This window comes from Allorhizobium sp. Av2 (assembly GCF_021462805.2).
Taxonomy (GTDB): domain Bacteria; phylum Pseudomonadota; class Alphaproteobacteria; order Rhizobiales; family Rhizobiaceae; genus Allorhizobium; species Allorhizobium vitis_G.
This window is the reverse complement of the sequence record NZ_CP192696.1, coordinates 2000777-2023878: the sequence shown is the minus strand read 5'-3', so window position 1 is coordinate 2023878 and position 23102 is coordinate 2000777. Positions and strand designations below refer to the sequence as shown.

Below are 23102 nucleotides of genomic sequence, written 5' to 3'. Positions count from 1 at the left end.
CGCCTGCATCCTCTCCCGTAAACGGGGCAAGACCTGAAGGAATTGCGCGGGCGGCATTGCCCCCGCTTGCGGTTTCGCCTACATAGCGGGCAATTCCATTTACCCGTGCGGAGCATTTTACCGATGGCACGTCAGTTCATCTACCACATGTCCGGGCTTAACAAAGCCTATGGCGCCAAAAAGATCCTTGAGAACGTCAACCTGTCCTTCTATCCCGATGCCAAGATCGGTATTCTCGGCCCGAACGGTGCCGGTAAATCGACGGTGCTGCGCATCATCGCCGGTCTCGACAAGGAATATACCGGTGAAGCCTGGCTCGCCGAAGGTGCCACCATGGGCTATCTGGAACAGGAGCCGAAGCTGAACCCGGATAAGACCGTGTTCGAAAACGTCATGGAAGGCGTTGCCTCCAAGACTGCCGTCCTCGACCGTTACAACGAGTTGATGATGAATTACTCGGACGAGACGGCTGACGAGGGTGCCAAGCTTCAGGATATTATCGACAGCCAGAACCTTTGGGATCTGGAAAATCAGGTCGAAATGGCCATGGATGCGCTGCGTTGCCCTCCGGGCGACAGCGATGTAACCAGCCTTTCCGGTGGTGAGCGCCGTCGCGTGGCGCTGTGCAAGCTGCTGCTGTCGAAACCTGATCTGCTGCTGCTCGACGAACCAACCAACCATCTGGACGCTGAAACCATTGGCTGGCTGGAAAACCATCTGCGGGAATATCCCGGCTCCGTGCTGATGATTACCCACGATCGCTACTTCCTCGACAATGTCACGGGCTGGATTCTCGAACTCGACCGTGGCCGCGGCATTCCTTACGAAGGCAATTACTCGGCCTATTTGCAAGCCAAGGCCAAGCGCCTGATGCAGGAAAGCCGCGAAGATGCGTCGCGCCAGAAGGCACTGTCGCGTGAGCAGGAATGGATTGCATCCAGCCCCAAGGCCCGTCAGGCCAAGTCCAAGGCCCGTATCAAGTCCTATGAGCAACTGGTGGAAGCGGCTGACAAGCAGCGTCCCGGCGATGCGCAGATCATCATTCCCGTCAGCGAACGACTGGGCCAGGTGGTGATTGAGTTGGACGGGATTTCCAAGTCCTATGGCGACCGTTTGCTGATCGATGATCTAAGCCTGAAACTGCCGCCGGGCGGCATTGTCGGCGTGATCGGCCCGAACGGTGCCGGTAAAACGACGCTGTTTCGGATGATCACCGGCCAGGAAACGCCGGATTCGGGTACTGTCAAAGTCGGTGACAGCGTGCAGCTTGGTTATGTAGACCAGAGCCGTGATACTTTGGCCGCTGAAAAAACCGTCTGGGAAGAAATTTCCGGTGGGGCCGAAATCATCAAGCTCGGCAAGTTCGACATGAACTCCCGCGCCTATTGCGGTGCCTTCAACTTCAAGGGCGGCGACCAGCAACAGAAGGTCGGCAATCTCTCCGGCGGTCAGCGCAACCGTGTGCATCTGGCCAAGATGCTGAAGGCTGGCGGCAACGTTCTGCTGCTCGACGAACCGACCAACGACCTCGATACCGAAACGCTCGGCGCGCTGGAAAATGCGCTGGAAAGCTTTGCCGGCTGCGCGATCATCATTTCGCATGACCGCATGTTCCTCGACCGTCTGGCCACCCACATTCTCGCCTTCGAAGGCGATAGCCACGTGGAATGGTTCGAAGGCAATTTCGAGGACTATGAAAAGGACAAGATCCGCCGGTTGGGTGCCGAAAGTGTCAACCCGAAGCGCGTCAGCTACAAGCGCCTGACCCGGTAATTGTGATTATTGGCAATCCTGAGGTGGTTTTTTCCATCTCAGGGTTGTTTATCTGATCTCGTAATTTTAACAGTATATTAGTTGCTTGCGTGATGAAATTCATCCAGGGGTTTAGTGCCTTTGGGGGGATTATGTTTTCTATACGTAACGTTCTGGTTTCGGTCTTTCTTATTATCAGCATTGCCTTGGGCGCCATGGTGTCGCGATCGCTCTATGTCGCTTACAACCAGTTCGGTGTGTTCCGCGATGTCGCAAAACTGACGGCGGTTAATAAGGCGCTGTTTGATTTTCTATTGAATTACCGCCTGGAACGCGGCCATACCAACACCGTCTTTATGACAAGCCCGGAAAAAGCTGGAACGACTGCGAAGGATGTTCCTGTCGATCGCCAGAAGGTCGACGCGGCGATGAAGGATTTTACCGCAGCGGTCACCGTTGTCGGTACGCCAGAATTCGCGGCGATGTTGAACAAGATCAAAGGACATTACGACACGATCGTCTCGATGCGCCAACCGCTTGACGCACAGTTTTCCCTTCCTCTGGAAAGCCGCAATAAGGAGTTGAATGCAAAGCAGCTGTCCTATGGCGATAGCGTGCTTGATGATCTCGAAAAAAGCTCTGTTTTTACCGAGTCGACCATTCGTTCGCTGGATAACAGCCTGACAGATCTTTTGCAGGTCAGGACCAATGCATGGGTAACCCGCTCAGCGGCTGGAGCGGAAAACATCCTGCTTAACAAGGCTATCGCTCTGCAGACACCTCTCGCTATGCCCGATGTTCTTGAGGTCGCGAACCAACATTCGAAAATCATGTCGGGCTGGCTTCAGGTTCGCGCACTCGTCAATCATTCGACGATGCCGGAAGAATTGAAACAGGCGCTTAGCAAGGCTGAGTCAGTCTATTTTGGTGGCGCATTCGCGGATATGCGCGATACCCTCTACAAAAAAGTTGTTGCTCGCGAACCAGCTGATTTGACGCTGGATAAATGGTTGTCTCCGAGTTCCAAAGCTCAAGCCAGCATAGCCGATGTCGTGGTTACGGCTATGAAGGTTGTGAACGATAAAGCAAATTCGTTGGCTAACGCCGCATTCTCCTTGGTTATTTTGTACAGCGCCTTGCTGGTTGGCTCAATCATCCTGACCATTGCAGGCATGGCGATTGTCGTAAGACGCGTTGTTGCTCCCATCGGCACTCTCACACAGTCCATGCGAGCCCTTGCCGATGGCGATACGCAGAAAAATATCCCCTTCACCATTCGTCAGGATGAAGTGGGAGCCATGGCTCGCTCGGTCGAAATTTTCCGGGAAGCGGCCATTCGGAACAAGCAGCTTGAGACTGAAACCGAGGAGATGCGGCGTCGCGGTGAGCTTGAACGTATTGAAGTTCAGCGCGTTGCGGAAGCGGAGGCCGAGGAGCGTCTGAACCGCGCGACGGGTTCGCTTGCAGCCGGTTTGAAGCGCCTGGCGTCAGGGGATATGCTCTGTGAAATCCGCGAGGAATTCGCTCCACGGTTTGAAGCGCTTCGCCATGATTTCAACCGCTCTGTCGAGCAATTGCGAACGGCCCTGCTGAACGTCGGCAGTGCCGCCCATGCGGTGCGCAATGGCAGCGGGGAAATCTCCCAGGCGTCCGATAACCTGGCAAAGCGGACCGAGCAGCAGGCGGCCTCCCTGGAGCAAACCGCCGCAGCCCTTGAGCAGATTACCGTCAATGTCAGGGCAACGTCGCAGCGCACGGGCGATGCACGCGATCTGGTGCGCAATACGCGTACACGCGCCGAACACTCCGGGGCGGTGGTGGGCAATGCGGTCACGGCCATGGGGCGTATCGAAGAGGCCTCCTCAAAGATCACCCAGATCATCAGCGTCATCGATGAGATCGCGTTCCAGACCAATCTCCTGGCGCTCAACGCGGGCGTTGAGGCAGCGCGCGCCGGGGAGGCCGGCAAGGGTTTTGCCGTCGTTGCCCAGGAAGTACGCGAGCTTGCGCAGCGTTCCGCCAATGCGGCCAAGGAAATCAAGGCGCTGATTGCCAATTCGGAAGTGGCAGTCGGCGATGGGGTTAGGCTTGTGAACGATACCGGCAAGGGCCTGAGTGAAATCGCCGAACTCGTGCAGGCCATCAATGCGCATATGGATGCCATCGCGACGGCGGCTCAGGAACAGTCGGTCGGTCTCAGCGAAGTCAATACCGCCGTCAATCACATGGACCATGGCACCCAACAGAATGCGGCCATGGTCGAGGAAATGAGCGCGGCGGGGGCGGGCCCTGCCAGTGAGGCAACCAGGCTTGCCGACCTGTTGGCAAATTTTGAGACGGGCGAACAGAAGGCCGGTTTGTCTTCCGCATCGACAGGTGGCCAGTATCGATCCGCCCGACCGGCTGCGGCAGCCCCGGTCCGTGTGGAGCGGCAGGCAACTCCCCTTACGCGCCCCAGCCGGGCGGTAGCCGCTCCGAGCCGAGGCAGCGCCGCGGTTGCCGTTTCGAAGGATGCCTGGGAAGAATTCTGAAGTCTTCTCCAATACAAAAAAGCCCTGCATCTTTTAGATTCATGGCTTTTCCGCTTCAGAGGAGGCCCAGTCCGCAATTTAAGAAAATTATGCCCGGAAAATTCGGATGGCATTTTTGACTTATATGACGTGCTGCTTATTCTAGTTGAGGGTATTGAAAAATACGCATCTTAAGGTTGATTCCGTTTGTTGTAATTTACTTACGGAAAAATAATCAATTTCTCGCAAATTGGAAATCACTATGAGTTTTTGCTGCTCTATGCGGTGAGTTCTGTGATTTTCGGGGGGTATTTATGCGAATTATTTCCGCTTTGTCATTTAAGGTACTTTTAACAAGCCTTGGGATCGTGCCATTATTGGCGGCGATCGTGCTTGGTGCGATCCTGAGCTGGGAGGCCTGGGAAAACTATACGAAAACGTCCAAGGCTGTGACGCTGGAGCAACTGGCACGGGCCGGGGGCAATCTGTTATTGGTCATGCCTCTGGAGGGCGCGGCACCGCCGGCAGCCAGGACAGAGGCCCGGGCAACATCGGATGCGGCCTATGCGAAGGTGGTGAGCGCCTATGACGACGCCATCGCTGCTGGCTATGACGATGCAATCCTGAACGGCCTGAAGAACCGGCTTGTTGATTCTTTCGCCAAGATTGGCGAATTCCGGTCCGCTGTCGATGCCGATCGCGTTGATCCGATCATGCCCCTGAAATATCTCCAGCCTATTTCCGCTATGGGAATGGAATTGGCCGGCCGCGCTGCCAATCTGGTCGATGATCGCCTCCTGTCACAAGGCATCCAAGGCTATTATTCCTTGTTGCAGGTCAACGACTCCTATCTGATTATCAACCGGATCGGCCAGGTTTATACCCAAAAAGGCACGCTTTCTCCTGAAGAGTCGGCCCGTTTCCATGCTGGTTTCAATAAGGCCATGATCTACTTGAAGCCGATGCAGCAATTCCTGCCCAAGCCGTTGATCGATCAGTACGACCAGTTCTGGCGAGGAAACGATGTCGCGCCTGTCCAGAACGCCGTCGATGCGATGGCCGTGGGGCGTACCTATACCCCCGCCACAGGGGATCTCGACACCTGGAACACGATCATGGCCAAGCGGCGGGATTTCGTTGCCAACCTGATCAAATCCACGTCGCAGGATCTGGGCGCATTTGCGGACGCGCAGCTGTCGGACGCCCGTAACTCCTTGTATTTCATGGTGACGGCCCTCGGCATTCTGGTTTTGATCACCGCACTGTTCAGCATTTCGGTCCTGCGGATTCTCTCGAATGCCATTCGCCGGATCTCGGGCCGGATGACCAGCCTGGCCGAGGGGGACAAGGCCAGCGCTATTCCCTATCTTGACCGCAAAGATGAGATCGGCGACATCGCCCACTCGGTCGAGGTGTTCCGCCAGGCAGCACTTCGCAACGATGAATTGGAACGGTCGGCCCAGGAAAACCGCCGTCTTGCCGAGATCGAGCGCGAAGAAATGCAGGCCAAGGCCGAGGCGGAGGCAAACGAACGTCTCACCCGCGCCACCGGGGCCTTGGCCGCCGGGCTCCGCCAGCTGGCGGCGGGTGATTTGCTCTGCGAAATCCAGGAGCAATTTGCGCCGCAATTCGAGGCGTTGAGGCATGACTTCAATACATCGGTCAACCAGCTGCGGTCCGTTCTGATTTCCGTTGGCATATCCGCGAGTGGCGTACGCAATGGCAGCGGTGAAATTTCTGATGCGTCAGACGATCTTTCCAAGCGGACCGAAACCCAGGCGGCCTCACTGGAACAGACAGCGGCGGCTCTGGAAGAAATCACCGCCAATGTAAAGGCGACGTCGCTGCGAACCGGCCAGGCCCGTGATCTCGTTCGGGATGCTCGCGGCCGTGCCGACAGGTCCAGCAACGTCGTCGGCAATGCAGTGACGGCGATGGGCCGGATCGAGAATGCGTCTCGGCAGATTGTCCAGATCATCGGGGTGATCGATGAAATTGCGTTCCAGACCAATCTCCTGGCGCTGAATGCGGGCGTCGAGGCAGCGCGCGCCGGAGAGGCGGGCAAGGGCTTTGCTGTCGTTGCCCAGGAAGTGCGCGAGCTTGCGCAGCGTTCTGCCAATGCAGCAAAGGAAATCAAACAGCTGATCGGCAATTCGGAAGTCGCGGTTTCCGAAGGGGTCAAGCTGGTTCACGATACCGGCGAGGGCCTCGGCGCCATCGCGAAGGTGGTCGAGGAGATCAATGAGCATATGGATGCCATCGCGACAGCCGCCCAGGAGCAATCGGTGGGGCTTGGCGAAGTCAATGTCGCCGTCAACCATATGGACCAAGCCACGCAGCAGAATGCTGCCATGGTCGAAGAAATGAATGCTGCCGGAGCAGGGCTTGCCGATGAAGCCGCGAAGCTCTCGGAATTGCTGGCAAATTTCAAGACGGGCCACCAGAACTCCAGTCGTGCTACGGCCTCCGCTGGACGGGCGGATTTCGCTCGCCAGCGGGTCGCCTAGAGTTTGGCAGGGAAAAATCGAACCTGATTTTTCCGAAAAGACAACGATGCCAAGCCTGTTTGGCTCAGGAGACAGGGCTTTCAATGCCGCCGGTGGCACCAGTCACCGGCGGATTTTTGTTGATTCACCGTGCAGGGAGGATAGTGAACGGCAATTTGGGGCTTGCGAAAATTACGCGCATCACATAAAGATATGTTTATATCTTGATTGACGGAAGCGGCATGAGCATGTCTTTTACATTGGACGGTATGGTCGATCTTCTCAAGGCGGCAGGTGAACCCACCCGCCTGCGTCTGCTGGCGCTTCTGGCGGCGGGAGATCTGACCGTATCTGACCTGACCGATATTCTCGGTCAATCCCAGCCGCGTATCTCGCGTCATCTCAAGCTTCTGGCTGAGGCGGAATTGGTGGATCGTTACCAGGAAGGTGCCTGGGCCTATTTTCGTTTGAAACAGGATGGGGCTGCGGGCGATCTCGCCCGTCACCTGCTGGCGGTTGCCTCAACGTCCGACCCTGTTTTGGCGCGTGACGGCGAGCGGCTTGGAGCGGTCAAACGGGCGCGGGCGGAAAAGGCACAGGCCTATTTCAGTCGCAATGCCGCCGAATGGGACGAGTTGCGTCGACTGCATATCAATGACCGTGAGGTCGAAGATGCACTGGTGAAGCTGATCGGCGAAGACACAGTTGAGGCTTTGCTGGATCTTGGCACCGGGACCGGGCGTATCCTGCAATTGCTGGAAAGCCGCTATCACCGGGCGGTGGGTATCGATGCCAGCCGCGACATGCTGGCGGTTGCCCGTGTCAATCTCGACAAGGCCGGTGTGGCCAAGGCTGCCGTACGCCAGGGCGATATTCTCAATCTGCCGCTCGATGGTGGCGAGTTCGATGTGGTGATCATTCATCAGGTACTGCATTTTCTGGTGGAGCCGGAACTGGCGCTGAACGAGGCGGCGCGTATGCTGAAGCCCGGCGGTCGGCTGGTGATCATCGATCTCGCTCCGCATAAGCTGGAGCATTTGCGCGAGGATCATGCGCATGTGCGGTTGGGGTTCTCTCATCAGTTGATGGAGGGCTGGCTCGTCAAGACCGGTTTTGACGTCACAAACGCAATCGATATTGCGCCGAACCACAGGGATGGGGATGCGCTTACGGCAACAATCTGGCTGGCGACCTATGGTCAAGCCGCAGCATCCGTGGCGCAACAGGCCGCGCGGGCGGGAGTTTACTGATGGCACACACATCTTCCAAAAGAGATCAGGCACGGCCCTTCAAACTGTCCTTTGAATTCTTTCCGCCGAAATCCGAGGAGATGGAAGCCCAGCTCTGGGCAACGGTCGATGAGCTGACCGGCTGGGCGCCGGAATTCGTCTCGGTTACCTACGGCGCTGGCGGCACCACCAAGGCGCCGACCCTGGCCGCTGTGCGCCGCTTGCTGGCGGAAACGCCACTCGCCACCGCATCGCATCTCACATGCGTCGGTGCGACACGCGAGGAAATCGCCCAGGTGGTCGAAGACTTTCGGGCGGTTGGCGTCAAGCATTTCGTGGCGCTGCGCGGCGATCCGCCGACCGGTGTCGGTTCCGCCTATCAACCGCATCCAGGTGGCTTTGAAAATGCGGCAGCCTTGGTGAAGGGCTTGAAAGAGCTTGGCGATTTTGAGATCTCCGTCTCGGCCTATCCGGAAAAGCATCCGGAAAGCGCCGATCTCGCCATGGATCTCGACATGTTGAAACGCAAGGTCGACAATGGCGCGACCCGGGCGCTCACCCAGTTTTTCTTCGATAACGATATTTTCGAACGCTATCTCGACAAGGTACGGGCCGCCGGGATCAGCATTCCTATCGTGCCGGGCATCATGCCGATCCTCAACCTCACGCAGTTGAAGCGCTTTGCTGGAATGTGCGGCACATCCGTTCCCGCCATGCTGGACCAGCGTTTCGAAGGGCTGGACGACAAGCCCAATGAGCGCGCCAGTGTCGCTGCGGCACTGGCTGCCGAGCAGATCGCCGACCTGCAGAGGCGTGGTATCGACGAATTCCATATCTATACGATGAACCGGGCCCCGTTGGTCCATGCCACGCTGGAACGGCTGGGATTGCAGCGCTCTGATACCGCAGTCGCCGACCGGGCAGGGGTTGTGGCGTAAAGCGCGCAATAATTTTGCGATAACGCAAAACCTTAAATCGTGAGATGCTCCCCTGATCGCGACATGCTCAGGTGCGGGCGTCTGCAAACTTCTATGCGTTCATGAGTCAGTTGGTGGCTCAACAATCTCGCACAATAAAAACCGCCGTGCGCCATCGAGGGCGCACGGCGTTTTTTAGCATCGTTTGATGACGAAAAGTGTCATGGCGATCCATGCCGCCGCCGCATACGGTGTTGGAGTTGTTGTCGTCCTCAGATGAAAAGCATCGCTGCGACAAAAAGAAACGCTACTCCGACTGCCAGGATGTTGAAAGAACGTGTCAGTCCCATCTCGGTCTCCCTTGCGTTAACAGTTAAAGAATATGACCGTTTCGTGTCATTTGAAAAGCGAAATTTGTGCTGCGATGCAGCAGGCGGTCTGTATAAACCGTTGGAAGATAAGGTAACGCACGGAAACATATTGTTAAAATCGCGTGATAACGAAATATTTCATCGTTAATGACGGCGCTGGCATCGGCGGGAGCCTGGTTCGTTCCAGGACAGGAGAATCGTTTTGGGTGAGGTCAGGTATTGCGCAACGCCGTTGGTGTGCCGCCATACAGCTTTTTCCAAGTGCGGCGCATGTGCCGGGTGGACGCAAAACCAGCGCGTTCCGCGACCATTTCCATATCCAGCCGTGATGCGGTCACCAACTCATGGGCCAAGGCGATCCGGAGCCGGTTGACATAATCGGTTACGCTCATGCCGGTTTGCTCGTTAAACAGGCGTGAAAGGCTACGGGCGCTGGTGGCGGCGACCGCTGCCATGCTGGCAACCGTCCAGTTTCCAGCAGGGTCAGCCGAAACCGCATCCTGGACCTTGTGAATGACGGGATGGATATGGTTGCGCCCCTCCAGCCAGGGGGAGAGTTGCGGGTCGTTCCCCGCCCGGCGCAGATAAACGACCAGGTAACGGGCGACGTTGAGGGCTATCGTGTGTCCTGCCTCTTCTGCCACCAAGGCCAGCATCATGTCGATACCGGCGGTGATGCCTGCCGAGCTCAACCTATCCCGGTCCTCGATATAGAGGCGGTTTTCCAGCACCTTTGCCGTCGGCGCCAACTGCCGCAATTCAGCAATCTCACTGTAGTGTGTGGTGCAGGTATAGCCTTCCAACAGTCCGGCGCGTGCCGCCAGCAGGGCGCCAGCGCAAATGGTGACAATCTTCACGCCTGGACGGACAACAGACCGCAGCCAGGCGACGATGGTGGCCTCCTGGAGAATATCGTCCGGTTCCGGCTTTGCATCGACTGCACCGAGCGGCTGTGCGGCATTGCCCAGGACGATAATCATCACGCCATCCGCTATGGCGTCTGGCAGCGGTTCGATCCCGGCAAGCCCCAGGCCGATCGAGCTATTGATGGTGGCAGACGGGCCGACATATCGAACCGTGAACCGCACATTGTCCTGCTCAAGATTGGCCTTGCGCAGGACTTCCATCGGTCCTGCCAAATCCAGCAGCAGCAGGCGTGGTGGTACCACGACGATCATTTCGACAACGCGCTGCGGCTGGATCAGTCCTGACATGAAGTCTATGCCGCGAGTGTTGTGGGTGGGAGTGACAGTGCCTGTTCGACCGTGGCAATGCGTGCGAAGCGACCGGCCAAAACCAGTTCGGTGCGGGCGCGGATCTCCGCCGCACTCCATTCACGGCCTTGATCATCTGTCATCGGAAAGGTGAGAGTGGCTTCACCAACAAAATCCACGCTATAGCCCAGGTCCGAAGCATGACGTGTCGTGGTTTCGCAACATTGCTCCGTACGGATACCTGAGACGATCAGATGGCGGATATTGTTTCGGGTCAGCCAGACGTCTAGCCCTGTCCCGACCAGCGCGCTATGCCGATGCTTGCGGAAAACCGCATCCGGTTCAATCGTCAAAGGGGATAGTGTGGAGACAAATCCGCAGGCCTCGCTAAAAGGGCCAGTGTCGTTCAAATGGAAAATCTGAACGGTGGCAATGCCCGCCTTGCGGGCGCCATCGATCAACGCCTGCTGCCGCTCCAGATAGGCGGGCAACGCATCCTCGCGGAAATAGGAACTGTGGCGGAAGGATTGCTGTGCATCGATAACCAGCAGGGCGCTGTCGGAATGTGTCATGGCCATTGCCTCCAAGGGAGCTTTTATCGTGAAGATGGTGTCAATCTAACGATGAAATTCCCCGGCGAAATACCGCTTTCTGACGAGGATAGGACAAATCACGCCAATCTTTATCGAAGATGCAATCCGCTCTGTCGAGCACGAAAAAACCGCGCATCCTTCTGTTTTAAGGAATTATGCTGTAGCCTTTTTGTTATGCGCTGAGCCAAACTCCGCGGACACAACCATTTGGTTCGGTGTATTAGGTTTTCTCAGTCTCTGCGCTGTATCAGCGCCACACCGCCCAGGATCATGGCGAGGCCCAAGCCGGTGAAGCTGTAGGACATTTCTGTGCCGTGCAGGATGTCGAGAATGAGACCTGTACCCATCTGACCTGCAATAATCAGAATAGCTGTAGCCGTTGCGCCGATACGGGCAATCAGCCAACTACCTGATGCCACGAAGATCACACCGAGCGTGCCACCAAAAAACGTGTAGAGCGGCGCTTCGAAAACACCTGGACGCGAAAGTTCGCCGTAGGCCAGACCCAGTATCGTCAGCACTGCAAAGCCAACGATATGGTTCCAGAAAGACGCCACGAGAGCGGTCGTGGTAAGGCTCAGTCTGCCATTCAACTGACGGCTCAGGCCAATGAGGACGCCGGCGATTGCGGCAAAAAAGATTGAAACCATCATCATTTATTTTCCATAGAAAACCATGAGGCAACTGCCCGCGATAATCAGGATCATGGCTGCCACGTCGCGGAGCGTCACCCGCCGTGCTGACAAGCCAAACAATCCCCACCAATCTGCTGCGAGGCTGAAAAGCCCTAGTCCAACAAGCGTCAGGGCAATCGCTCCCGAAAGGGCGATGGGTGAGTTCACGGCAAGGCTGATGAGAATAACCGTGGCCGCCCCGGATACGCCGCCGAGATAAGCCCAGGCTGGAGCCTGTGAGGTGACTTTGAGCTGTTCTTTCCGGCCAAAGGCCGCGAACACCAGTATAAACACCAGTGCTGTTAATGTGCCGGTGCCATGGGCAATCCAGGACGCGAGCACGGCACCGCCGTGCATTGTCAGCACACCATTCAAATGCGCCATCACGGCCAAAAGGCCACCCGAGCCAAGGGCGGCTGTGAGAGATAGGATTTTCGGATTCACGGCCTCGTTTTGCGCTCTAAAAAAATCAATAAACTCTGCTCTGGAATTGTCGCTTGCGTCCATCGAGTGCATATCTGCGAACATACACGTCCGTAAGTCTCAAGGTCACTTCTGGCTTGTTTCGCCCATCCAATCCGGCTGTAGCAATGTAGGTGCCCTATAAAACACCGCTTTTGCAACGGCCGCATCCTCAGATTGACAAAATAAAAAAATCAACTAATTGTCGCGCCGACAGAAGGTAAGATGTTTTTTTAAGAATGAACTTCAGCGCCTCGGGGAGGCATTGAAACTCTTAATCTCTTTGTTTTTATGCATTTCCAGTTGCTGGCGGAATTGTCTCCTGAAACCTATGTCGGGAATGCCAAATGCTTCTAGCCTTCACAGGCTGCGGTTACTGTGTCTTGGACTACGACGACACCATTATGCAGACACGCCAATGCAAGATCTCTGCCATCGTGGAACTGGGTCGCAGAATGTTCAGTCGTGACATTGCGCGACAGGACATTGAAAAGCATTGGGGAATTGCCCACACGGCGCTTTTCGAAACCGTTTTCTCCATTTCCGGCTCCGAGCTGGACGCCGCCCTTTCTCAGTATTCGGCCATGGATAGCGAGTTTCCCTTGATCCCGCACAGGGACGCGAAATCCGCCCTCGAATGGTTGCAAACGAAATATAACCTCATCATCGTCTCCTCCTGCGAGCGGCAATTGATCGAGCAGCAGCTTGCCGCAAGCGAACTTTCCACTCTTAAACCCGCAGGAATTTACGGCTGCTTTGACACCAAATTTCACAAGCCTTCGGGTAGGGTTTTTGATGAAATGCTTGTCGAGTTTCCTGATCTCGATAAAGCCAACACGGTCTACATTGGCGATGGCATCAAAGACATGCAGGCCGCACGCGATGCGGGCCTTGCGTTTATCGGTGTGGATCGCGCCGAAACGGATACGGCTGCGATTCTTGCCGCGGGGGGAAGCGTCTTCTCATCCTTGTCGCAGATCGCTGATTGGTTAATGCGGGGGCATGATGCTGCGTGACGGCGACCGCCAATGTTTAGTCAAGCGCATCCTCAGATGCTGTCGCAGTGCGATACCAAGCGTCATTAAAGATGACTCTTCGTATTCTTCGTTACGGCACATGGGCATAAAAAGGCCGCCCATCCCTTCGGATGCGCGGCCTCACAGACTCTGTTTTTTTATATTTTACAGTGCGGCTAACAGCGCCGGTGTCGGCCAGCCATCGGCTGGGATGTTGCGCTTCAGCTGTTCCTTCTGCACGGCATCACGGGTGCCGCCGCCCAGAATGCCGTCGATCTCGCCGACATCATAGCCGAGACCCTTCAGCTTGGTCTGCAATTCCTTCATCTGCACATCGGTCAATCCCTGTTCCGGATTGCCCTTCAGATAAGCATCGGCACCTTCGAGACGTGTGGCGAAATAGGCGGCAGAGGTCGTGTAAATAAACGACTTGTTCCATTCCAGATAAATGCCGAAATTCGGATAGGTGATGAAGGCCGGTCCCTTGCGGCCCTGCGGCAGCACCAGTTCGCCTTCCAGACCGGCAAATTTGGTATTGCCGTCACGCGGGGTAACGCCAAGCTTGAACCAGTCGCCCGCCTTCATGCCGCTGTCGAAGCCGCTCTTTTCCCAGGGCAGGGTGTCCGGCACGGTGACTTCCTGAATCCACGGCTCGCCACGCTTGAAGCCGAGATGCTGGATGAATTTCGCCGCCGTCATGATCGCATCGGGTGAGCTGGATTTTAGCGCCACATGGCCATCGCCGTCGCCATCAACGCCGAAGGCAACGATATCCTTGGGCAGCATCTGTACCTGGCCGACTTCACCGGCCCAGGCACCGGTATTGGTGGCGGGGTCGAGGTCGCCATGCTGAACCATGGTGATCAGCGACAGCAATTGCGGGCGGAACAGTTCCGGGCGGCGGCAATCATGCGCCAGCGTCACCAGGGCGTTGCGGGTGTTGAAATCGCCCTGGACTGCGCCGAAATCGGTTTCCATTGCCCAGAAGGCGGCGATCACGCCGGGGGCAACGCCGTATTCCTTTTCGGCACGATCAAAGACCGCGCTATATTGCTGCAATTTCTGCTTTCCCTGGTCCAACCGGCCTTTGGAAACGGTGCGGGTGGAAAATTCGGTAAAGGTCTGCTTGAACACGCCCTGGGCGCGGTCGCGTCCCAACACTTTCTGGTCGATCTGCGCACCGGCCAGCGCCTTGTCGGCAGCCTCGGCCGAGGCGCCATTGGCAACAGCTTCCGCCTTGACGCCAGCCAGGAACGCATTGAGATCACCGCCGCATTGCGGTGCCTGGGCAAAGGCCGTGCCGGCCATAAGGCCGCTCAACACGGCTGCGAGCGTGAAGCGAGACAGGATATGCATGGATAAAGCCCCCGGATATGAAAAGAACATGCTTCGCTCTGCCGAAGCTTTGTGACGGAAGCATGGAGAGGAGCCGGGTTTTCCCCGGCATGACGCAAAACTGCGACCTGGAATGGTCAGTTCGCTGCGGTCTGTTGGGTCGGAAGGGAAACGGCCTGCACCCATTTGCGCCAGTTCTGCTGGGTGCCAGCAAAGACGTTGATGTCTGTGTCGCCCTTGATGCCGGGGATGACGCCGGTCGAGGTATATTGCCAGAAGGCCCAGCGGCGGTCCGGATAGATTTCCGAGGGGTGTTTGGCGACGGCCCGGACCCAGAAATAATGATCCTGGAACGCGCCTTGCAAATTGTCCTTATGGAAATCAACAGATGTATAGATGATTGGGCGCTTGCCGTAATAGGCTTCCAGCCGGTCCATGAAGCGTTTCATTTCGCTGCGCACCACATCAGCCGGGGGCCGCTTGGTGCAGGTCTTAGATGTATGGTTCCACTCGACATCGAGAACAGGCGGCATATCCATTGAGGCTTTCGGCACATTGGCGATGAACCAATCGGCCTGTTCGTCGGCGCTGGAGCAGAAATAATAGAAATGATAGGGTGCATGGGGCAGGCCGCTCGCATTGGCCTGCTGCCAGTATTCCGCAAACTTTGGATCGATCACATCCTTGCCTTCGGTGGCCTTGATGAAGGCGAAGGAAACGCCGGACTGGCGCACCTGCATCCAGTTGATGTTACCGTTCCATTTCGACACGTCGATGCCGTGGACCTGATGGCGATGTGGGGAGTTGACGCCGAAATCCTGCGGGTCCTTATCCTGGAATTTCGGCTGGATCGAGCCGGTTTCCATGAAATCGTAGCTCGTCGAGGTGCAGGACGCCATCGCCAAACAAATCGGAATAAGTGCCAGGACCAGCGACCGCATCGAAAACCCATTCATTCAACTGTTATGCCAAGGCAGCACATGCCTATGGCAAGATCAAAAGACGCGGAACATCAGGAGATCACCGATCCGATGAAGCCGGACTGGAAAACCTCCAGCCTGACTTTGCTTCATCATCGTTAAAATGTGGTTATTTTCAACAGCTCAGATCAATCGATCGAAAATACCGACCTATTGGGCCGGAAAGAACGGCGAACTGTCAGGCCGCCGGGCGGCGCACGATGGCATGCCATGCATAGCCGCGATAAAGCGGCGAGAAGCTCAGCGTTGCGCCTGCGGCCTCGGCCTGGGCGGCTAGTTCTTCGCGCATGTTGGCCCGGGGGCTAACGTGAAATCGGGCCAGCCAAGCATGCAGCCCGGTTCGAAACCAACTCGGCAGGTGTTCCTGCTGACCAAAATCGACGATATGCAGCGAGCCGCCGGGGTTTAAGGCGGCAAGCGAACAGGCAATCGCTTTTTGCCAGTCGGGGATCATCGACAGGGCATAGGAAATCAGCACGCGGTCGAAACCGGTCATGGCAAAATCGGCGGCGGTGAACGTCGAGGCATCGGCGATGCGCAGATCTGGCTGGCGGGGGCGACCGCGAAAATTACGCCTGGCCTGCACCAGCATTTCGCTGGAAATGTCCAGACCATAGAGATGCGACATCGGATAGAGCCGCTCGGTGCAGATCAGATTGCGGCCCGTGCCGCAGGCCACTTCCAGTAGGCTGCGATCCTTCGGCAGGTCCAGTCCGACAATGGCTGTGTCGCGCCCAAGCAGGTAATATTTGCGGGTCAGGTCATAGATATGACGCTGGCTGCGATAGACCTGATCCATCTTGCTGGCATGGTGCCGGTCAAGATTCGGGCCGGAATTGTTCCGGCCAATAGGGGCATCGCTCATGCCGTCTTCTCATAGATATGGAAGCCACCGTAAATCGCCGAGCGGTCGAGCGCGTTGAAATGCACGGACAGGTCTTTCAGATAGGACCATTGATCGGCGAGCGCCGGGGAAATCCGGCCTTCGATCACGCTTTTTTCGGCGGCGGTCCGGAAGATGACCCGCGCATCCTTGGCGGCAGTGCGGGTGATTTCGGTCCACAGATCGTTCAACTGTTCGTCGGTCATCCAGTCCTGGGCATCAAGCAGAATGAACCGGTCGACGCTGCCTGCGGGCTTGGTGGAGAGCAATTCGGTATAGCTGGCATGATGGACATTGACGCGATCAACGCTGGTGCGGATCGTGCCGTAGTAATCGGCCCGCAGATAATCCGGCAATGCGCCCTCATGGGATTTGGGATAGCGGCGGGCGAAGGCCTGCCAGGCAAAATAATTATCCCGCAGTGAAAAATGACAGGCGAGCTTCTCCAGCCGACCCTTCAGCACTGGGGCGATGGTACCGGTTTCCGAAACGCTGGCCAGTTCGTCATATTGCTGCGGCGGAATGCCGAGGCCGAACAGCGAGCTTTTGCGATTGGTCAGCCAGCGGATAAAAGGCTTTTCAAACAGCGGCGCGATGCGGGTCTCGAAAAACTGCCGCTGTTCGCGCGGAGTGCGGCACTGGGTGATTTCTTCCAGCTTGACGCCGTGCAGGCGGGCCAGAATATGGGTGGCGGTGATGAAGCGGCCCAAGAGGCCGGTGCGGTAAAAATTGCCGTTGAACACCCGGATGCGGCGGCGTCCGGTCAGGGTGCGGCGGCTCCAGTAGCGCCGCGTGGTGGCGTCCAGATGCGGTGCCACATATTGCTCGACCATGGAGGCATTGCTGCGGGCATTGTCGGTGCCAAGCAGCCGCACCACGGCGGTGTGATCGGGCAAATGCCGGAAAGCGGCCAGCTTCAGCTTGTTGAGGGCGATGTGATGCGGATTGAGATCGACGACGTCGATACTATCAGGCTCGCGCGACAGATAGGCCAGCATGTTGCAGCCACCGGAGCCGATGGTAACGACACGGTGTCCAGCGGCAAGCTGCATGGCCTGCATGTCGACATCCGGGTCTTCCCAGATCTGCGGATAGACCAGGCCGGAAAACAGCAGGCCGAACAACCGCTCCGACAGGCCTTTGCGTGACAGCGCATTGTGTTGAAGCAGCGCCGATTTCAGCTTCTGGTTTTTGCGGAATCCGGCATCTGGAACAAGTTCTGTCATGTGGAGGGTGCCCCGTTCTGAATTTTTTATCGGAATAGTGCCTGTCCAATACAGTTTGATGACGGGGCCTGTTGACCAGTGATGAGACGATGAGCGCCTTCAAAATCCCTCGGTTTTTCAACCGTCACACCCTTTCACGCCTGCCGTAATCATGCTTGCATGTGAACTGCGGGTGGCTGGCTCTAAAACAGAATCACCTTTTCGCTCCAGGTTATTGTTTAAGCATCGGATTTTACGGATATCGGTTCGAAGTTCCCGATCCGCGAGGTCATCCGGCGCGGGAGGAAATCGCATGCATATGCTGATCAGGTTGGCCCAAAGATTGCTGCTTGCTGTCCTGGTGCTTATCGTTGGGGCTGCCGTGTGGCTTTGGCTGGCACCGCCGCAATTGCTGCGGGTTGGCACCGGCTACGCCGCCAAGATCGTTTGCTCCAATGTGTTCATCGCCAAGCGTGATCCGATGGAGGTTCTGGCTGAGGATGTGCAGGCGCCGGGCCATCCGCTGTTGCGTTTCCTGCGGCTGAATGTCGATAGGGATGCAGGCATGGTCACGGCCTATATGTTCGGGGCTTTTGCACCCAGCACGGCCATTGCCCGGCCCGGTCTGGGTTGCGCCAACGTTCCCGATGGAAAAATCGATGCGGCTCGCAAGGTGCATCTGCCGCAGCCGCTTGCGGCTTCGGTAGCCCCGAACCCGAACCCAGCCCCCTGGCCGGATGGAACGGGCGCACCGCACGCCGACCCGGTGCTGGCGGGCATTCTTGCTGATCCAGCCCTGACCGGACCATCGATGCGGGCCACACTGGTGATTCGGGATGGAGAGTTGCTTGGTGAGGCCTATGGTAAGGGTTTTGGCCCCGATACGCCGCTGATCGGCTGGTCGATGACCAAGACTGTCATGGCCATGCTGATTGGCCAGCGGATGGGGGAGGGTGGGCTTGACCTCGACAAGGACCATCTCTTGCCGCAATGGACCGATGGGCGCGCGGCAATCACGCTGCGTCAATTGATGGGCATGGAAAGCGGCCTGCGGTTCAACGAGGATTATGGTGATGTCAGCGATGCAACGCGCATGCTGTTTCTTCAGCCGGATCAGGCGGCATTCGTCGCCTTTCAGCCGCTGGACGCGACGCCCGGGACGCAGTTTCACTATTCGACCGGTACCAGCGTGCTGCTGGCCCGCCTGCTGATGGACAGCTTGCCGCCGGAACAGGCACTGTCTTATCCTCAAACATCCTTGTTCAAGCCGCTCGGCATGGCCAGCGCAGTGCTGGAGGCCGACGAAACCGGCACTTTGGCAGGTGGGTCCTATCTCTATGCCAATGCCCGCGATTGGGCCAAGCTTGCCCAATGCCTGTTGCAGGACGGTGTCTGGCAGGGGCGGCGTCTGTTGCCGGAAGGCTATGTAAAGACCATGGGAACCCCGACAAAGGCATCAGGCGGCACCTATGGACAGGGGCAAATCTGGCGGAGTGGGCCGGGCCGGGAACCTGATTCCACCTTCGGCATTACCGAAGAAACCCTCTGGTTTCAGGGTCATGATGGACAAACAATTGCGATTGTCCCGTCACGTAAGTTGATTGTGCTGCGGATGGGGCTGACGCCTGCCTGGGATAACTACAGGCCGCAGAAATTGCTGAAAGCGGTTCTGGACGCAATGCCGTAGGAAATCGAATCGACAGACAGGGACAGTGGTCCGTGTCGGCATGGACGAAGTGGTTTACTGCACTTCGTCCAGCAGGCCCTTGCGCTTGGCATCGAAATAATAGCCACGGGCATAGAGGCGAACGGCGTTGTCATTGTTGTTTTCGGCCACCATCCACGCACCGCGCAGATATTTGATCGCGTATTTCAGGTTGGTTTCCGGGTCGAACAGACCCTCTGCCGGACCTTCATAGCCTAGAGAACGGGCCGTATTATAGCGGATCTGCATCAGCCCGTAATTGCCACGACTATAGGCCGACGGATTGTAACGGCTTTCGCGGTGAATGACCCGGTGGATCAACGCGGAGGGCATTCCGTATAAGGCGGCATATTTGTTGACCAGGCCGTTGATGACCGTCGGGCCGCGGCTTGCCGTTTCACTTGTGCTTGAAGCGGAGCTTTTGGAGGCTTCCGGCGTGGCGCTCGGCACGGGGCCGGGGGCGCTGGTGTCGAATTGTGCATCAAGCAGGGCGAAGGATTTGACGACCGGCTTGGCCGGTGAGGCATAGGCGACCGACGATGAGGCAACAGAACCCGGGCGCGGCGTGGGAACGGCGGAATGCATGGCCATCACATCCGGCTGCAACGCTTCGTTTTCAAGGCCGATCGGCTCGTTGTCCGAAATCCGGGCTGGTGCATTGGCGGAAGACGGCACGGTGCTGACGGTTGGTCCGAGCGATGCGACCTGCGTCAGGCCTGGCTTCTGAATAGGATAGGGGCCTTGGCCAGTCGCGAGATTGACCGTCTGGCCTGTGCCCGAAGCGCCATTTATGGCGGCCAGCGCATTGTTTCCCGATGCGGTATTGGCAAGCGCGGTGACAGCAGATTGCGATGGAGGCGTCACGGCCTGCGTGCCAGGAACGACCGTCGTCATCGTGCCGTTTGCGGCGGCTACAGGTGTCGAGGCGCCTGTTGCGACGGTGCCATTTGCCGGTGCTACGGTACTGGCGCCCGGCTGTGTGACGCCTGGCTGCGCTGCGGCGGCAACGGCTTGATGAGCCGATGCGGGTTTTGGCGCTATATCGGCTTTGGAGTTGTCATTGACATTGGTGCAACTGGAAAGGGCTGCGACGATCACAGCAGTGACGCTGATGGCAATCGTGCGGTCCGTTTTCGCTGTCATGCAGATGTCCGTCGGCTATTGAAACGAGCGCTGCCCGCAGGCAACGCACGAACTATTAACATCGGATTCACAAATTTGACAGCCCCCTTGAAGTCTAATGCCGACGATCATTGAAAATGACCGTTGGTATTCCCTTTGCAAATATCGCAAGCCTCTGATGCATTTGAGATATTTGCAATGTCATCAAGGCGAGGATGCGTGAGCATCTTCGATGCCTTGGTCTAAAAGGGGATAACCTGTCAAAGGCCGTGATTCAGGCGGCAATCCGGCGATAACCGGCGCTGACGGAGCGGGCGGAAATCAGCATGGATTTACCCTTCGGCTGCACCATACGGCGTGCCGAACGGCGGCGAATCATCCTGTCAAAAGCGTGTGCATAAATTGCCTGAATCCCGCAGACAACGGCTGCGAGGCCTAGAAAAGCCAGTTCCATGGCCAGAAAATCGCCGCTGAACGGCGAAAAACCCGATGTGATCTGCGTGGTGATCGCCAACAGAAAGACGAGCGTTCGCGCATCCAGAGCCGAACCGATCACGGCCTGCGACACAATGACCATGGCGCGTCGGTCGGCCAGATTGTCGTTATCGGCCACCGGACCGATGTGCAAAGGTGCCCGCCAGAGCCTGAGTGCCAGAACCATCAACACCGCCATGCCGGGCCACCGCAGGGCAGAGAGTGCCGTAGCGTTGATATTGCTCAGCGCTTGCGCCATGCCGAATACCAGACAGGCGGCAATGCCATAGCCTGTCATGCTGCCCAGCACGCAGTGCGTTGCAGCCCTACCGCCGCCCGCTTGCCGACAGGCAATGATCCGCTTGGTATTGCGCCCAGGCACAACAAGGAAGGCAGCGCTTGCTGCTGAAAACAACAGCCAATCCTGAAATGTCATGGGCCTGCCTCCGTGTTCGGTAAGCCTGTGGCGGGATGTCGTGAACCTCATCCTGGCCCGGGCACTTCCGATACAAACATAGCAGCGCCGCATGCCATTGGCACCGGCGCTGTCACAATAAATAGTCTGTCATTTCCGTTCGGAAAACCCAAGGTGGGCCCGAACAGTCATGCAGGCATGCTTCGGGCAATTATGCCGTCAGCACCGCCTGCAAACAGAAGCCACCATTCGACGTCGAGGTCAATGTGCCGGACGGAATTTCTGACCCAGATGGTCCATCACATCTTTGAACCATGGGGTGGAGAGGTCGAAAGCCTTGCCGCCCTTGATGCGGGGGAATTCAATGGCGCGCAACTTGCCGCCCTGGTCCTCGTCATGACCGGTGACGCCGGAAACGCCGTTCAACCCGCTTTCGACGGCCAGATCCACCATGCTCTGGATCAACCGTAAGTCCTCGTAATTGGCCGGAGCCGAACGGGCGTAATAACCCGACTTCTGCACCATAGAGCGTTCGGCATCGAGCAATTTGGCGAAATGCTTCTGGAACCAGCCGCCGACATTGATGGTGTCGAGCTTCACATGGCCGAAAGCGTCGCGCTTGATCTCTTCGCCGGCCTTTTCCCGGTCGGCGATGATTTCGTCCATGCAGGCTCCTTCCGAAACGAACAGGGTGACAAAGCCGGTGCGGTCCATCAATTCCTTCAGCCGCTCAGCCTCGGCTTCCATGTCGAAATGGGTCTCGGGCAGATAAAGACCATCAATGGTCTTCAGTTCTTCATTCATCATGAAGCCCTCGACATATTCATTATGCTGGATGCGCTGAATATAGGCGCGGGCGGTGGCCGCTGTCAGCCAGCCGCAATGGCGGCCCATGACCTCGTGAATGACCAGCGTGCGCGGCGCGGCACTTTGTTCGTTGGAGACGTGGTCGAAGAAGCGGGCGCCGACCTCTGCCGCCGTCCAGGCGCCGAGCGACTGGCGAATCGGTACGACATCATTGTCGACCGTTTTGGGCAGGCCGACGACCGTCAGGTCATAGCCATTGGCGCCGAGATAGGCCGCGAGATCAGCCGCCGTCGTATTGGTATCGTCACCGCCGATCGTGTGCAGAATGGTAATGCCATCGGCGGCCAAGCGCTCGGCGGCCACCTGCAACGGGTTCTGGCCTTCCTTCACCAGTCCGCGCTTGACGCAATCGGCGACATTGGTGAGCTTGACGCGGCTATTGCCGATCGGCGAGCCGCCATAGCGATGCAGGACATGGGCCTGTTCACGCATCTGCTGGTTGATCTCAATCTTGTAGTCCATCAACAGGCCGCGATAGCCGGATTTATAGGCAACGATCTCGGCATCGGGCGCGATGTCGCTATAGCGCTCGATCAACCCGCCCACTGCCGATGAGAGACAGGGCGCCAGGCCCCCGGCGGTCAGCAACGCGACTTTGGTCTTGGCCATCAAATCCTCCTTCTTGCGGACAAAACGCCGCAGACGTTTACGAAATGGTGCCAATGGATGCGACAGTGGCCGGATGCTGTAAAGCGAAAAATCGAACAAAATCCGCAGTTTCGTGGAAATGTCATCAGCCACGGAAATATAATCGTTTCAAATGGAAAGCGGCGGGCGGGAGGCTTGTGGAAAAGCTGGTATGCCAACGAAGACGTGACGCATCCGCTGATTCCGCACTGCGGTAAAACCTGGAAAGTGAACAAAGTTTAACCCGAAACAATGGGGTGCTTCC

At 57.2% G+C, this 23102-nt stretch carries 18 protein-coding genes; 7 read left to right on the top strand and 11 right to left on the bottom strand.

Annotated features, from left to right (window positions below; all coding sequences use genetic code 11):
- Positions 1-123: 123 nt before the first annotated feature.
- The 5 genes from ettA (at position 124) to metF (ending at position 8915) form a co-directional block, all read left to right on the top strand.
- Positions 124-1773: an energy-dependent translational throttle protein EttA gene (gene ettA, locus FS819_RS09700; protein ID WP_156546425.1), complete on the top strand. Its 1650-nt coding sequence runs from the start codon at positions 124-126 to the stop codon at positions 1771-1773.
- Between the two features lie 131 nt (positions 1774-1904).
- The gene (locus FS819_RS09695) at positions 1905-4283 is read left to right on the top strand and encodes a methyl-accepting chemotaxis protein (protein ID WP_156546423.1); all 2379 of its coding nucleotides are present in this window, start codon (positions 1905-1907) and stop codon (positions 4281-4283) included.
- Positions 4284-4576: 293 nt separating this feature from the next.
- Entirely contained in the window at positions 4577-6769 is a 2193-nt protein-coding gene (locus FS819_RS09690) for a methyl-accepting chemotaxis protein (RefSeq protein WP_156546420.1), read from the top strand.
- 227 nt (positions 6770-6996) lie between these two features.
- Positions 6997-7998 (top strand): ArsR/SmtB family transcription factor, encoded by a 1002-nt coding sequence (locus FS819_RS09685; protein WP_156547048.1) that lies wholly within the window; start codon positions 6997-6999, stop codon positions 7996-7998.
- Positions 7998-8915 carry a methylenetetrahydrofolate reductase [NAD(P)H] gene (gene metF / locus FS819_RS09680; RefSeq protein ID WP_156546418.1) on the top strand — a complete coding sequence of 306 codons (918 nt, stop codon included), beginning with the start codon at positions 7998-8000 and terminating at the stop codon, positions 8913-8915. Before FS819_RS09685 ends, metF begins: the two co-directional genes overlap by 1 nt.
- A gap of 562 nt (positions 8916-9477) precedes the next feature.
- Here the strand turns inward: metF and FS819_RS09675 are convergent.
- From FS819_RS09675 to FS819_RS09660, 4 genes are all read right to left on the bottom strand, one after another.
- The gene (locus tag FS819_RS09675) at positions 9478-10479 is read right to left on the bottom strand and encodes a GlxA family transcriptional regulator (protein ID WP_156546416.1); all 1002 of its coding nucleotides are present in this window, start codon (positions 10477-10479) and stop codon (positions 9478-9480) included.
- A gap of 5 nt (positions 10480-10484) precedes the next feature.
- Positions 10485-11051, bottom strand: coding sequence for an isochorismatase family protein (locus FS819_RS09670; RefSeq protein WP_156546414.1), 567 nt, complete (start codon positions 11049-11051; stop codon positions 10485-10487).
- Between the two features lie 251 nt (positions 11052-11302).
- On the bottom strand, positions 11303-11728 hold the full coding sequence (locus FS819_RS09665) for a DMT family transporter (protein ID WP_322192583.1): 426 nt from the start codon (positions 11726-11728) through the stop codon (positions 11303-11305).
- Positions 11729-12190, bottom strand: a complete 462-nt coding sequence (locus tag FS819_RS09660; protein ID WP_337737673.1) for a DMT family transporter — start codon at positions 12188-12190, stop codon at positions 11729-11731. It abuts the gene before it with no gap.
- 401 nt (positions 12191-12591) lie between these two features.
- Here FS819_RS09660 and FS819_RS09655 point away from each other — a divergent pair, with 401 nt between their 5' ends.
- Complete coding sequence (locus FS819_RS09655; RefSeq protein WP_197435819.1) at positions 12592-13224, top strand: HAD family hydrolase; 633 nt, start codon at positions 12592-12594, stop codon at positions 13222-13224.
- A gap of 165 nt (positions 13225-13389) precedes the next feature.
- Here FS819_RS09655 and FS819_RS09650 read toward each other — a convergent pair whose 3' ends face one another.
- From FS819_RS09650 to FS819_RS09635, 4 genes are all read right to left on the bottom strand, one after another.
- A complete protein-coding gene (locus tag FS819_RS09650; protein ID WP_156546411.1) occupies positions 13390-14580 on the bottom strand; it encodes a lytic murein transglycosylase in 1191 nt (396 codons plus the stop codon).
- A gap of 116 nt (positions 14581-14696) precedes the next feature.
- Entirely contained in the window at positions 14697-15500 is an 804-nt protein-coding gene (locus tag FS819_RS09645; protein ID WP_156546409.1) for a glycoside hydrolase family 25 protein, read from the bottom strand.
- 217 nt (positions 15501-15717) lie between these two features.
- On the bottom strand, positions 15718-16404 hold the full coding sequence (locus FS819_RS09640; protein WP_234624594.1) for a class I SAM-dependent methyltransferase: 687 nt from the start codon (positions 16402-16404) through the stop codon (positions 15718-15720).
- On the bottom strand, positions 16401-17648 hold the full coding sequence (locus FS819_RS09635; protein WP_156546407.1) for a BtaA family protein: 1248 nt from the start codon (positions 17646-17648) through the stop codon (positions 16401-16403). The genes FS819_RS09640 and FS819_RS09635 overlap by 4 nt, the downstream gene beginning before the upstream one ends.
- Before the next feature lie 292 nt (positions 17649-17940).
- Here FS819_RS09635 and FS819_RS09630 point away from each other — a divergent pair, with 292 nt between their 5' ends.
- Positions 17941-19314, top strand: a complete 1374-nt coding sequence (locus tag FS819_RS09630; protein ID WP_156546406.1) for a serine hydrolase domain-containing protein — start codon at positions 17941-17943, stop codon at positions 19312-19314.
- Between the two features lie 54 nt (positions 19315-19368).
- On the opposite strand, the gene FS819_RS09625 is transcribed toward FS819_RS09630, so the two are convergent.
- From FS819_RS09625 to FS819_RS09615, 3 genes are all read right to left on the bottom strand, one after another.
- The gene (locus FS819_RS09625; protein WP_234624595.1) at positions 19369-20475 is read right to left on the bottom strand and encodes a transglycosylase SLT domain-containing protein; all 1107 of its coding nucleotides are present in this window, start codon (positions 20473-20475) and stop codon (positions 19369-19371) included.
- Positions 20476-20728: 253 nt separating this feature from the next.
- Positions 20729-21364, bottom strand: a complete 636-nt coding sequence (locus FS819_RS09620; protein WP_156546404.1) for a LysE family translocator — start codon at positions 21362-21364, stop codon at positions 20729-20731.
- A 240-nt stretch (positions 21365-21604) separates the two neighbouring features.
- Entirely contained in the window at positions 21605-22819 is a 1215-nt protein-coding gene (locus FS819_RS09615; RefSeq protein WP_156546402.1) for a pyrophosphate--fructose-6-phosphate 1-phosphotransferase, read from the bottom strand.
- Between the last annotated feature and the right edge of the window lie 283 nt (positions 22820-23102).